The following is a 12,444-nucleotide window of genomic DNA, read 5'->3' on the forward strand; positions in this document are numbered from 1 at the left end:
TCGGTCTGTCCGCCGTCGCGTCGTTCTTTCGGTCGCATCGTCCCCTCCGATGCAACTGAGGGAATCACGGGCAGCGATTCGAGGGAATCCTGAAAACGAAATTGCAAGCTTTTGAGGCCTCACACCCAGAAGCTTGCAATCTCAAATGCCGCTGCACCCGCAAAATCGACTCCCGCTCAGTGGCTTGGGAGGTTCTTCACGGTCGACTAATTAGGGACGGGCTGACGCATCAAACTCCACTGGAGTTCACTCCCATTCCGTTGCGGATGAGCATGCCAGCGGTTCGCTGCGCCATCACGCAAGGGGTGGGATATCATCGCGGTGTGGGTCAGCGTCGCAAGTGGAGGGCCTTAGAGGGCTATACAGCAGACGCAGCGAATAGAGGTTCGGTCCCCGCTGACTCTGCTTCTGATCAAGCGCCCCCTAACCAGCGGCGGCATGCGTCCGAGGACATCCCTACCAACAGCGTTCCGAAGGACAAGGTAGCCAAAATGAGCGGATGCTCAGTCGTGAGCCCCGTCATATCTTGGTCGGATCGAAATCGCGAGGTGTCCATTCCTCTCCGGGTTCTACGTCAGCCAGGTCAACTACATGGCCCGTGCCTTCAACGGTCCACCCACCCATCTTGGCTGCCCCCTCGTAGGTGGCCACGCGCCGAGAGATAATCACTTCATCCGTAGCGATGTTGTAGAGCTTCACTTTGTAAACGGTGGTCCTCGCCATCTCTATCTCCGTTTGCTCATGATCTGCGTCGTAGGCGTATCCGCCCAGCTGGATCAGCACTAAGTTGCCCCGCCTGGGCAGTCGCGCAAGTTTGTCGAGGATATACTGCGGGGCGCCTTCTTTGATCTCTACGCCGTATCCGTAAACCAGCCCGTCGTCGTTGGCGATCTCGTGTATGGTATACTCGATTTCATTTAATTCATCGGGCGTGAGGTACAGTGCGGCGGCAATCGCCTCGGCTTCCTCGCGGTCGTACTCATCTTCAAGCTGTCTACTGCTCATTGTGCAATACTCATCATCCCCAGTGCCGTTTCCTAAGATCGACTTAGCATCGGCTCCTAGCATATACTCCAAAGCCCTTACATAAGGAGTGAGCAGTGAGATTCGATTGAACATCCTGGGCGGCGCTCGGAGCGACTGCGGCGTTTGAGCGAGGCTCCAATTTCTCAGCGAGCGGGACAGTTCAGTTTCGGAGGTAATTCAGCATGCTGTTGCACGCATCCGTGGCTTCGGCGAAGCTTTGGAACGGCGAGCCGACCCCTGATCGAGCCCAGCTCTGGTCAAGCGGACGCCACGCAGCGACGTAGCCCAACCTTCCGCGGAAGCCAGGATCGGTCGGGCGCTGAAAACTGATCACGAACGAATAGTCGTCGCTGCTCGCACTCCATATTTCCATGTCTTCGACAGCGCGATGGAATTGCAGGGGCATCAGGCTCCGTTCGCCTGGCCAACCCGAGAACGAAAGGCTTCGGGAGGACGACGTGACGGGTCAATACACGTCAGCCCTCGCCGGCAAATTGCGGCTCCTCATCAAGCCATGACATAGATCTGGAATTCCTAGCAGCTCGGTTTATCCGGCACAGCCATCTAGCTCAATCCCGCGGTTGAAAACTACGGACGTGAGGTGTTCAGCGAAACGCATTTCTTGGCATCGATTTGTCCTAATGTTTGTCATTCGATCAACTGCCCAAGCTGGTAGTTGACCGCACACGAGGCGTCGCGTGAGAGAGGCTGGGACGCAAATCTCGATCATTGCGGGCTTCAGAGATAACAGCGGCCAATGGCGTCCTACCCGCAGCGGAGGCAATCGTGGTTATGAGGCTTACATGACGCTTGCGATCGACGTTGCCACACCTTTCAGCGCACAAACCGATCTACCGGTAAGCCCCGAGAAGCTCCAACCCACGCTTTAACAACTCTATCCATCGCAGTAGGTACCCTCGATGAGCTTGACGAGCGACGGAGTGACACCGGACGGATGCGACTTCTCCGAGGCTCATCAATCTCGGTGAGGAGAACGGACCCAATGAGGGAATGGATTGAGGACGATTGGGCTCTTTAAAGATTGTTCCAGGGTCACCAGCCTTAAGTCGTTGGAAAAAGGCGAGCGCATGTCGATCGGTCATACCTGCGATGAAATCTGTGATACATCTGAGCTTGTGGTTTGGGTTTGTTCGAGCCTCGCAACGGATGCGCCAATCCGCCGGCAACTATCATTGTCATCAACTAAGCATTCAAAGATGGTTTCTACGATTTCCTTTCCTCGAAATTCCATTGCCTTCCTTCCGAGGCGGAATCTCTTTGTCGTACTTGAGTACGGAGGCAAGCGCACGATACGCCAAGTTCAGTCCGCGACGAAGATCTTTTCCATCGCGAAACTCAACCGGAGGCCACTCTGCGGTGCGCTTCTTTTCGAGGTGCGATAGAACACGAAGCGTTTTGCGTTGCCCGCGACTCCTCCTTTGGTAATCATGCATTCATCAAGAGCAGCCTCGTCATTACGTCCAAATGGTGGGTGTCCCAGATCATGCGCGAGTGGTGCGAATTCGACTAAATCAGTCGATGTCTTGTAATCTTCGCGCTCGTCCGCAGGTAGCGTCACCGTGACTCGGCGCCGAAAGCGCAAAGCGCTGTCCCTGTCACGCGCCACTAACTTTCAGTGGCCAGCCTTGCCAAAAACAAAGCTAGCAGAAGTGGATCCCGAATTTTGGACCGGCGGCTTAGGTGGTGCGGATGCCGTTCCGTTTTGATAAACGGAGCGGACCATGAAGAAGACGAGACGAAAAATCGATGCAGCGCTGAAGGCAAAGATCGCCTTGGAGGCGCTGCGAGAACAATCAACGGTGACGGATCTGGCGCAACGCTGCCACGTGCATGTGAACCAGATTTATGCGTGGAAGAAGCAGCTTCAGGATCAAGCGGTTCGGGCGTTCGACGCGGGCGCTGGTCGGGATGGCGAGGCGGCCCACGATCTGGAGGTCGAGAAGCTCCACGCCAGGATCGGACAATTGACGGTCGAGCGAGATTTCTTAGGCAGGAGGTCCGGAAGATGAGCGCGCCGGATCGCCGAGGATTGCTTCAGCGCGCTCATGAGTCTCTATCGATCCGCCGGCAATGCCAACTGCTGAGCGTTGCGCGATCGAGCGTATATCGGCCGCCGCGGCCGGCCAATGACAACGACGGTGCGCTGATGCTGCGGATCGATGAACTGTTCACGAGTTGGCCGTTCCTGGGCTCGCGGCGGATGATGGTGATGCTCAATGGCGAAGGCTGTCGCATCAATCGCAAGCGCGTGCAGCGGTTGATGCGCAAGATGGGAATCGCGGCGCTGGGACCAAAGCCCAGAACCACAAAGCCGACGCCCCGGCACAAGATCTTCCCGTATCTCCTGCGCCATATGGTGATCGACCGGCCGAATCAAGTGTGGGCGGCCGATATCACCTATGTGCCGATCGGCCATGGCTTTCTGTATCTGGTGGCGATCATCGATTGGGCGAGCCGTGCGGTGCCGGCCTGGCGCCTATCGAACACGATGGATACATCGTTCTGCGTGTCCGCGCTCGAAGAGGCCTTGGCGCGCTACGGCCGGCCTGAGATCTTCAATACCGACCAGGGCAGCCAGTTCACCGGTGCCGCCTTCACCGGCATGCTGGCCGCCACCGGCGTCAGGATCTCGATGGATGGTCGCGGGTGCTGGATGGACAACGTAGGTACTGTCCAGACTCTTTCGCATATGTGGAACGGCCCGTGGTACAAGGGCTTTTTCAGTCGATTTCACACATGGGAACGGTGCGGTCATATGTCCGGCCTTTGGGCGCGGGACATCACCGCTGGCCTCGATGAGGTCCGCGAAGCGAGCGGCTGATCACTTTTGCGCGCTTTGAACGCAGTGCGAAAGGCGGCCTCACTCGTCTCGGGATTTCGTCCCAGGGGTTCATCGTCTGTTGTGGCACCTTGCCCTCTGTCGGCCTGCGCCGGTCAGATCATTTTTCGGTCATTGCGTTCATCAGACGGCGACCACGGGACGCCGATAAGTCCCGCCCTTGTTCAGAAGCGCCCAGATGATCCGCGCCGTCTTGTTGGCTTGCGCGACCGCGACAACCTTGAAGGGCGTCTGGCGAGAAGCGCCTTCAGCCACGGCCGCGCCCGCGCATCGTTTCGGGCCCCCCGCAAGACGGCTGTTGCCCCAACGACAAGCAGCGCGCGGAGTTCCGGATTCCCCATCTTCGATATTCGTCCCAGCCGCTCTTTGCCTCCGCTTGAATGAGACCGCGGCGTCAATCCCAGCCAGGCGGCAAAGTGGCGAGCCGACTTGAACCCGCCGGGATCCGGCACAAGCGCCTTGATGGTCGCCGCCGTAATGGCGCCGACGCCGGGGATCGTCGTCAACCGATGCATGTCCTCGTCGCGCTTGGCCTCCACGACGATTGCGCGTTCGAGCCTGTCGATCTGGTCTGCTGAAGCTTCGATCTCATCGGCAACAGCCATCAAGGCGAAGCGCGCCGCGGCAGGCAGACGCGCATCTGTCTGGTCCCGCACGATCGCAACCAGCGCCTCAACCTTTGCCAGGCCGGCTGCGGCGATGATGCCCAATTCGGCCAGATGCGCGCGCAGGGCATTGACCGCCTGCGTTCGTTGCCGCACCAGAAGAGCGCGGGTCTTCAGCACCATCGCGGCAGCCTGCTGCTCGGCCGTCTTGATCGGGACGATACGCATGGTCTTGCGGATCACCGCTTCGCTGATGGCCTCCGCGTCCGCTGCATCGGTTTTGCCGCGCTTGACGAAGGGCTTGACATAAGCCGGCGGAATGAGCCGCACCTCATGACCGAGAGCTGCCGATCTCGCGCGCCCAATAGTGGGCGCTACCGCAGGCTTCCATCCCCACCAAGCATGGTGGCAGCTTCTCGAAAAAGCGCAGAACTTCGTTGCGCCGCAGCTTCCGGTTGAACACCGGCGAGCCCTCGGCATCCGCCGCCATGAACCTGGAAAACGTGCTCGGCCAAATCCAACCCGATGGTGCTAACCTGCTTCACGGAACGGTCCCTCCTTTGTGGCGTTCGAACAACGACCACGTTCTAGCACTTTGATGCTGTCGGAGCGGGCCGTTCCACCACATCACTTTTGATCAGGCGACGGCGCCGGTTTCAGACAGTTGTGCTGATAGAGCGGTCGCATGTTCATGCCGCATTTGATCGACCACGCCGTTCCGGCACTGTGCCGCAGCCGGGCCGCCGCCGAGTTGAGACAGGATTGACCGTCGCGGAAGGCGCCGACGACACGGGTTCGTCGGCGGATCTCCTTCATGATGCGCTCGAGCGGATTGTTCGTTCGAATCCTTCCGCCAATGGAGGTCCGGAAAGGCGTAGGAGGTGAGCGTCTCGTGAACCGCCTGCTCGACGAGATCAGCAGCTTTGGCCATACGGCTTGCCCCCAGATCCGCGATGACGGTCCTGGCTTTCTTGTCGGCCGCGGCGCGGCTCTCCTGGGCATGAATGGCCTTGAGCATGTGGCTCACTCGCGGACCCGGGTCGACGGCACGTGGCTGCAGACATTGCGATAGAAATGCACCATGCAGCGTTGATAGCGCCTCCGGCAGATAATCCGCAACGCTTTCGACAAGACCTCGGCACGCATCGGAAACCACCAGCTGCACGCCCTTCAGACCGCGATCGACGAGATGCCGCAGAAACGATGACCAGCCGGATTTGTTCTCCTTGGCGCCTTCACAGATGCCGAGGATCTCCCGGAACCCCTCGGCATTGACCGCCGAGGCCACCAGCAGCGAGACGTTGCGGACCTCACCAGCCCAGATGCGCTTCATCACGATGCCGTCGAGGTAGAGATACGGATGCTCGCCTTCGATCTTGCGATTCCGCCACGCCTCGAGGCTGACCCGGGTGCCCCACAGCGCCTCGGTGATGTCTTCGACCCGCCGAACCGAAATCCGGCCAGATACATCTCGATCAGCGCCTCCTCGACCGAGCTCTCCCGCCTCCGGTAGCGCTCGATAATCGCCGTCTCGAAGGTTTGCCGCCGTAGCTTCGGGACCTTCAGATTGACGTCGCCCGCCTTGGTCTGCAGCGTTCGCTCGTAGCTGCCGGCCCGCGTGTCCTACCGGGCCGGGCTGCGCTCATACCGCCCAGCACCGCACAGCTGGTCCGCTTCGGCCGCCAGCATGGCGTTCGTGTCTCTTCCACCGTGCCGCGGACCATCGCGCCCAGGTGATCCCGACCCCGGGCCTCATCAATCTGGATCATCTCGCCCATGGCATTCCCATCATTCATTCAAAGCTCCTTCATTCTAGAAGAAGCCGTCAATCCTGAAAGTGCGAAAGACTCTGTACGTTATCCTTCTGCGCGATGCGCATCCAGTGCTTGATCTTGGCGAAGGTCTGTTCGATCGGATTGAGGTCGCCTGAGTAAGGCGGCAGATGCCAGAGCCTGGCGCCGGCGCCTTTGATGATGCGGCGCAGAGCAGCCGACTTGTGGCTGCCGAGATTGTCCATGATCACGATGTCGCCCGGCTTGAGAACTGGAACGAGCTGCTGTTCGACATAAGCCCGGAAGCATTCGCCGTTGATCGGCCCGTCGAAGACGCAGGGAGCGACGAGGCTGTCAGAGCGCAAGGCGCCGAGAAGGGTCAGCGTCCGCCAATCGCCGTGGGGTGCAAAGCCTCGCACCCGTTCGCCCTTCGGCCCCCATCCGCGCAACGGGGCCATGCTGGTCTTGATCCAGGTCTCATCGATGAAGACCAGGCGCTGAGGATCGAGGCTCGCCTGCCACGACTGCCAGCGACGGCGCCGGCGCGCGACGTCCGCGCGGGCCTGCTCAAGGGCGAACAGCGTTTTTTTTTTGAACCGCAGGCCTTCGCGCCGCAGGAACGTCCAGACCGCGTTGTGCGAGACCTCGACCCCACGGGCAGCAAGTTCATCCTTCAGCTTGTGCAGCGTCAGATGCGGCGTCTGGCTGATCCGCTCCTTGATGAAGGCGCGATGCGGTTCCAGCACCGGCTTGCGGTATCCGCCTATCTTGCCGGGCGCCACTGAACCCGTCGCTCGATAGCACTGCGACCACTTCACCACCGAGGACACCGCCACGCCAAACCGCGTCGCAACCGCCCGGCAGCTCTCGCCTCCATTCAGCAACGACACGTTCACGCAGATCGTTGGAAAGAGGTCGGCTCATCAGATGCTGGCCCCCAGACCCAGCCAACATCTTGAATCACAAACCGGCCCGCAGGGGAATCCCCAGCCATGAACCGCTCTAGCAAGGACACTCGACTTCTTGCCCGCCCTCGACCAACGTGGGGAGACCGAGCGTCCTCGCTGAGCTTGAGATCGACCGCAAGTTCGGTGGATTTACCTTGCGACAAACAAAAAGAAGGAGGCATCAAGCGGCGCACCGTTAGTCTGGCAGTTCACCCAAACTGCATTGTCATTACCGGCCCGGTCAGCAGTGTTACACCAGGCGTTTTCCGTGCCGATCGTTAATGTGTCGGCCTGAACCCATCGGCTCCAACCCTTGATTGCTTGTATGTTCTGTCCGAAATCGATCTGATACTCGCCGACCCCTAACTTCTTGGTGTTCGCGGTGTTGCAACCGAAACAGCTCGCTATGCTGCCGTCTGAGTTGATTGCGGCTGTGAAAAACACCACTCCTCTGGTCGGCTGCGCCGAGCCCGGCGCAATCCTGAGAGCGCGCTCCTGCCCTGGAAGGGTGTTGTGATCCTGTCTAGCCGGCTGTGCGACGGCAACGCCGGAAAGGGCGTGTCCCAAACAAGTTAGTGCGACAGCGGCGATAGAGCGATTCATGATGTGTCTCCTCGATAGCGAACGCAGCCTACCTCCTTCGGCAAGCCAGCGCTTTGACCAGCCTCACCTTCGTCAGCAACGGTGGCATGCTTCCGTCGCCCTAATCAATAACTAGTTCTAGTAGGTGACGATTTCGCGGGCAGAGGTGATCACATCGGTCGAGCGGCGGCGTCGGTGGTCACAGGATGAGAAGGAACGGCTGGTTGCAGCATCGCTCGAGCCCGGAGCCACTGTTTCTGAGGTGGCTCGCGTGACCGGTCTTCAAGTGAGCCAGCTGTTCAGGTGGCGCAAAGAGCTTTGCAAGCACAGCGAGATGCGCCCACAGCGCCTCGGTGATTTTTGCTCTGATTTGCTCTCAGACATTTCTGACTCCAAAATAAAATGCCCCGGGAGTGTGCGGGGCTAAAGACCTTGCTTCAGTTGGCGTGACGATGAATCCATCGCGACCACGTATAGGGAGCGGTTTCTCTCTCGCAGCCGGGACAATTGGACAATTTTCCCGGTGTCGCGTCTTCAGAAATCCAAGCGGTCTCACAGTGGGCACACTCATATAGATCCTGAAAGCTTACGTCCCTATCTGGTCCATCGCCGGAGACTACGCTCGCTGGTTGAACGCGGGCAACTTGTTCAGTTGGCTCGTTTCCAATCTTCATGCCATCCTCCTTAAAATCGACACCCAGCAGGGTGCCGAAGCTCAAGGAGGATGGGCGCCACCAGCTGCCTGTGTTCCGCCGTACACCGGGTTGATCTTGAATACAACTACAACGTTCAAATCTGCTCAAGGAGCTCATGAAGACTTCATGAATTCCGGGCCGGGAGTCGACGAGGACGTTCGAACTTTGAAGTGGATACCAGAATGGTCGCTAATCGACGTCTCAGGAGCTTGGCGAGGCGACGCCGCTGAACCGGTCGAGCTGAAACGCCTTCGGCGCGATCAGTTTCGCATCGAGTGCCAGATCCGCGAGCATCGTACCGATCGCGCTGGCGAACTTCGCACCGTGGCCGGAGCAAGGCGATGCGACGACGATGCGTGGGTCGGCCGGAAGTCGATCGATGATGAATTCGTTGCCCTCGTCCGGTCGCAGGTCTGCTCGGAGCGTGTTCGTGTAAAGACAGCTATCGCGCTCGACGATTGGGCCCGCCGCACCGGGGACCAATTCGGCGAGCGTCAAGCCGACAGTCTCCAGTTCTGTGTCGGTTGGCGGCGGCTGCCAAGCGTCTGCCGCCACGACTGGCCCGTGGTCGTGCTGCGCAGCCTTTACGCCTCGTCCCTCGAAATCAGGAAAGCCGTATACCAGCCCTTTGTCCCCTTCGACAATAAACGCCGGAAACCCGCCGTAACGCACCAATTCGGGTTTAGCCGGCTTGAACCAACCGACCGTCTGCCGCGTGATCTTTAAGTGTCGCGCGAGCCCCGGGATTAGGCCGGCAATCCATGGCCCTGCAGCGACAATCGCCCTCTCGGCCAAGATTACCTCTTGGGGCGTTGAAATCCGGATGCCGGCGGCCGTCGGCCGTATGCGGGCCGGAGCCAGAATGATGCGGTGTTCGGTTCCCTCGCGAAACGCGCGCATCGCAGCTTCTGCCAACAGGATCCCGCCGCTTTCCTGGACGACCACATCCCATTCTTCAGGAAGCCGGAACGCCGGAAACGCGGCGTTTGCTTCCGCTCCCGTGGCCAGTCCGGGGACGGCGTCCTTGAGCGCGCTGGCTCGGGAGTTGGCCACCATCTTCGATCCTGGAGGTCCTGCTTCGAGCACGCGAGTCGGCATGAGGATTGTCCGACCGCTGGCGGCCTCCAACATTCGCCATCCCTTGAAGGCAGCATCGCTGAGCTCGGTGGAGGCCGCGCTCTCGAAATTGAAGCGCCGGTACACTCGGCATGAGCCGTGCGATGAGCCCCGAGCCTCGCCCAACACAAGAGGGTCGAAGCCGAGCACGTCGGCCCCCCGACGCACCAGCGAATGGAACGCAGAGCTGCCGATTAGGCCGAGGCCGACGACGGCGATTTCGCAAACACGCATCCCTCACTCCCTCTTCCGCCGTCTGGCACGCCCTATTAATCTGCCACGCCGCCGCCCTTCTGAGGGAGGGCCCCGTGCGTAGTGGACACGCCGCAGCCGCGGCAGGAGCACAAGAATCCCTGACACTCGCGCAGCCATTTGCAATGCGCCTTGTCAGCCTTCTTCTTATGGGCTTACGACCCGCCCGTGATCCAAACGGAGCGAGGAGCTTTACCAGGGTAAGAGCGAGCGGCGCTTGCCGCGCTGGGCGGAACGGCGAAGTGCCGCTCGCGCCCGCGATCGCCAGCGTCTCGATACCTTAAGTCGTTGAGTTCGTCGCCTGCCAAAACTTGTAGGCTCACTCCCCAACCATTCAGCAACCTGTCGGCGCGTGAGACGCTGATCCTGCTCTGTTCGGCATAACATTGCGCGCAGGGATCACCGCCGCTTGCGTTGCGTGATTGAACAGCGTTTTCTTGGTTCGGCAAGTAAACCCGCTGGATCGGGCAAACGATCTGCAAGGCAACGGCCGTCGCCATGAGCCGTCGCGGATCACCATAACCCGATAGTCCTCGTGCTTCACTTCGTGAAACCACTCAGGGGCCGAGGGCACGGTGGTGCCCTTCTTGGGCACGGCAAGGATAAGCCTGATACAGCCTTCAGCAAATCCGAAGGGGGCGACTGTGGCGGAGGTGTCGACGCGGTTCGACTTGACCGACTTGCGACTGTTCGTCCAGGTGGCGGAGACATGCAGCGTTACGGGTGGTGCCAACCAAGCACACTTGTCCCTTGCATCGGCAAGCGCGCGGATCAGGGTCGATGCTCGGTGTACCACTTCTCGAGCGTGGACCGCGCGGTGTCCCTAAGCCATCTGCCGCCTGGTCGAGCTGGGCCTGAAGTTGCAGCCCAAGTGACGGCATAAGAGAGGTGTAAACCTCCTCCGAATGAGTGAACCCCGGTAGTAGGCTCATTGAGCCCCGAGATGTCGAATGGAACTCAACGTCGGTCATTTACCGAGGAGGCGTCGAACTGGTCGTGTCAAGCCGTCGGTCGGTCACGTCGGTGGTTACCAATGAAGCTCGGTCTGCGCGACTTGGTGGTGCGGCGCTCGTTGAGGATCACCTCGCACGCGAGCCTCCATGCGCTCCCCCAAGGCGTTTGGAGCAGGTTCGTCGCCGCACCGCCAAGAGCGCATCAGGTAGGCCGTCTGCGGAAGATTGAACACCGACTGGTTCAGGCAATCCCTTGAAATGGACCCACAGGAGGTTCGTTGGAAGGGGGCTGCTCCGTTTGATAGACGGAGCGGATGATGACGAAGACGAGACGCAAGATCGACGCGGCACTGAAGGCAAGATCGCGCTGGAAGCGGTGCGGGAGCAGGCGACGGTGGCCGATCTGGCCCAGCGTTATGAGGTTCACCCGAACCAGATCTATGCCTGGAAGAAGCAACTGCTGGATCAGGCAGCCGGGCGTTTGACGCGGGTGTCGGGCGGGAGAGCGAGGATGCTCGGGAACGCGAGATCGAGAAGCTGCACGCGAAGATTGGACAACTGACAGTCGAGTTTTAGCGCGGAGGTCCGGAAGATGAGCACGCCGGACCGTCGAGGAATGCTCGATCGCGCCGACCAGGCGCTCTCGATCCGCCGGTAATGCACGTTGCTTTGCACCGCCCGTTCTGGAGGCTACCGGCCGCCACGGCCGGTCAACGACATTGCCCTGATGTAGCGGATCGACGAGCTGTTCACCGCCTGGCCATTCCTGGGCTCGCAGCGATTGACCACGATGCTGAAGATTGGGGGCTTCCGCTCAATCGCAGCGCGTACGACGATGGGCATCGCGGCGCGAGACGCCTTCTCGGCTCTTACGCTATAGCTAGCGCTTGCCAAAAACTCGTTCAGCAAGTGCTGCTTGATCGTTGCGGCCTCTCGCTCTCCCTGTGAGGCAAGCCAGAGAATGCGCTCCGCGATCTCCAGCGCAGAGCGCCGCTTCTGCCTGATGAACGCGGAGCTAGCAAGTCGTCCGTTAATAAGCCGGATTGTTGGCGACTGGAGTTGCGAAGGCGCGCCATGAGGATGACGCGCAAGGGATTGCTCAGCCAGGCGAGGATGCGTCGGAAATTGTAGCCGACCGCGGAGAGGATGACGTTGGCGGCATCGCCGGCGCGGCCTTTGAGGTAGCAGCGGCCGAGGTGAGCTTTGGCCTTCAGGTGTCCGATGATGGGCTCGATGGCGGAGCGGCGGCGCAGTTCGCGCTTGATGACACCGAAGACGCCGCGCCTCTGGCCTGAGATGAAGACGCGGCGTGGATTGTGCGCGTCATGGCCACGGTATCCCTTGTCGACATAGGCCCGCTCGATCGCGCAGCCGGTGAGTGTCTCGGTGCGGTCAATGATGTCCCGCAAGGTGTGACCGTCGTACGGGTTATCGGGCATTGCCCTGGCGTGCAGCACGAACAGGCCACCGGGAGCGCGGCGGTTGTTGGTGACGATGGAGGCCTTGACCCCGATCTATGGACCACGCCCGCGTTGCAAGAGGAATCGACAAAGGGATGAAGCGGTTTGCGCCAATCTATCCGGCTTCAATTTGGGGCTGTTGCCCCGAGCCATCATGGATATCCGCTCACTTCTGT

The 12,444-nt window shown here is 60.1% G+C and carries 8 protein-coding genes and 5 pseudogenes; 4 read left to right on the forward strand and 9 right to left on the reverse strand.

Annotated elements, in window-relative coordinates; all coding sequences use genetic code 11:
• Window positions 1–519 precede the first annotated feature (519 nt).
• Together I6F35_RS38760 and I6F35_RS38775 are read right to left on the reverse strand one after the other, a co-directional pair.
• A complete protein-coding gene (locus tag I6F35_RS38760) occupies window positions 520–1,005 on the reverse strand; it encodes a hypothetical protein (protein WP_225122848.1) in 486 nt (161 codons plus the stop codon).
• Between the two features lie 1,342 nt (window positions 1,006–2,347).
• The gene (locus I6F35_RS38775) at window positions 2,348–2,653 is read right to left on the reverse strand and encodes a hypothetical protein (RefSeq protein WP_225122851.1); all 306 of its coding nucleotides are present in this window, start codon (window positions 2,651–2,653) and stop codon (window positions 2,348–2,350) included.
• A 115-nt stretch (window positions 2,654–2,768) separates the two neighbouring features.
• Here I6F35_RS38775 and I6F35_RS38780 point away from each other — a divergent pair, with 115 nt between their 5' ends.
• Window positions 2,769–3,056, forward strand: coding sequence for a transposase (locus tag I6F35_RS38780; protein WP_225122852.1), 288 nt, complete (start codon window positions 2,769–2,771; stop codon window positions 3,054–3,056).
• The gene (locus I6F35_RS38785) at window positions 3,053–3,868 is read left to right on the forward strand and encodes an IS3 family transposase (RefSeq protein WP_225122853.1); all 816 of its coding nucleotides are present in this window, start codon (window positions 3,053–3,055) and stop codon (window positions 3,866–3,868) included. The genes I6F35_RS38780 and I6F35_RS38785 overlap by 4 nt, the downstream gene beginning before the upstream one ends.
• A gap of 141 nt (window positions 3,869–4,009) precedes the next feature.
• Here I6F35_RS38785 and I6F35_RS38790 read toward each other — a convergent pair.
• The 6 genes and pseudogenes from I6F35_RS38790 to I6F35_RS38815 form a co-directional block, all read right to left on the reverse strand.
• Window positions 4,010–5,036 (reverse strand): annotated as a pseudogene (locus tag I6F35_RS38790) (IS110 family transposase).
• 82 nt (window positions 5,037–5,118) lie between these two features.
• Window positions 5,119–5,493 carry a transposase gene (locus I6F35_RS40715; protein WP_346283250.1) on the reverse strand — a complete coding sequence of 125 codons (375 nt, stop codon included), beginning with the start codon at window positions 5,491–5,493 and terminating at the stop codon, window positions 5,119–5,121.
• Window positions 5,399–6,084: pseudogene (locus I6F35_RS38795) on the reverse strand (transposase); the annotation flags it as partial. The gene I6F35_RS40715 and the pseudogene I6F35_RS38795, both read right to left, overlap by 95 nt.
• A 259-nt stretch (window positions 6,085–6,343) precedes the next feature.
• A pseudogene (locus I6F35_RS38800) lies at window positions 6,344–7,187 on the reverse strand (IS630 family transposase); the annotation flags it as partial.
• Window positions 7,188–7,360: 173 nt separating this feature from the next.
• Window positions 7,361–7,813 carry a hypothetical protein gene (locus tag I6F35_RS38805; protein WP_225122854.1) on the reverse strand — a complete coding sequence of 151 codons (453 nt, stop codon included), beginning with the start codon at window positions 7,811–7,813 and terminating at the stop codon, window positions 7,361–7,363.
• A gap of 875 nt (window positions 7,814–8,688) precedes the next feature.
• On the reverse strand, window positions 8,689–9,837 hold the full coding sequence (locus tag I6F35_RS38815; RefSeq protein WP_225122856.1) for an FAD-dependent oxidoreductase: 1,149 nt from the start codon (window positions 9,835–9,837) through the stop codon (window positions 8,689–8,691).
• A gap of 671 nt (window positions 9,838–10,508) precedes the next feature.
• Here I6F35_RS38815 and I6F35_RS38820 point away from each other — a divergent pair.
• Window positions 10,509–10,677: pseudogene (locus I6F35_RS38820) on the forward strand (LysR family transcriptional regulator); the annotation flags it as partial.
• 384 nt (window positions 10,678–11,061) lie between these two features.
• Entirely contained in the window at window positions 11,062–11,370 is a 309-nt protein-coding gene (locus tag I6F35_RS38825) for a transposase (protein ID WP_225122857.1), read from the forward strand.
• Between the two features lie 538 nt (window positions 11,371–11,908).
• Here I6F35_RS38825 and I6F35_RS38830 read toward each other — a convergent pair.
• Window positions 11,909–12,319, reverse strand: a pseudogene (locus tag I6F35_RS38830) (IS5/IS1182 family transposase); the annotation flags it as partial.
• Window positions 12,320–12,444: the final 125 nt, after the last annotated feature.

The organism is Bradyrhizobium sp. BRP22 (genome assembly GCF_020194175.1).
In the GTDB taxonomy this organism is placed as follows: Bacteria; Pseudomonadota; Alphaproteobacteria; order Rhizobiales; family Xanthobacteraceae; genus Bradyrhizobium.

Coding starts and splice junctions, on each gene's coding strand:
- I6F35_RS38760 (WP_225122848.1), bottom strand. CDS start 1,005: ATGAGCAGTAGACAGCTTGAAGATGAGTACGACCGCGAGGAAGCCGAG.
- I6F35_RS38780 (WP_225122852.1), top strand. CDS start 2,769: ATGAAGAAGACGAGACGAAAAATCGATGCAGCGCTGAAGGCAAAGATC.
- I6F35_RS38785 (WP_225122853.1), top strand. CDS start 3,053: ATGAGCGCGCCGGATCGCCGAGGATTGCTTCAGCGCGCTCATGAGTCT.
- I6F35_RS40715 (WP_346283250.1), bottom strand. CDS start 5,493: ATGCCCAGGAGAGCCGCGCCGCGGCCGACAAGAAAGCCAGGACCGTCA.
- I6F35_RS38805 (WP_225122854.1), bottom strand. CDS start 7,813: ATGAATCGCTCTATCGCCGCTGTCGCACTAACTTGTTTGGGACACGCC.
- I6F35_RS38815 (WP_225122856.1), bottom strand. CDS start 9,837: ATGCGTGTTTGCGAAATCGCCGTCGTCGGCCTCGGCCTAATCGGCAGC.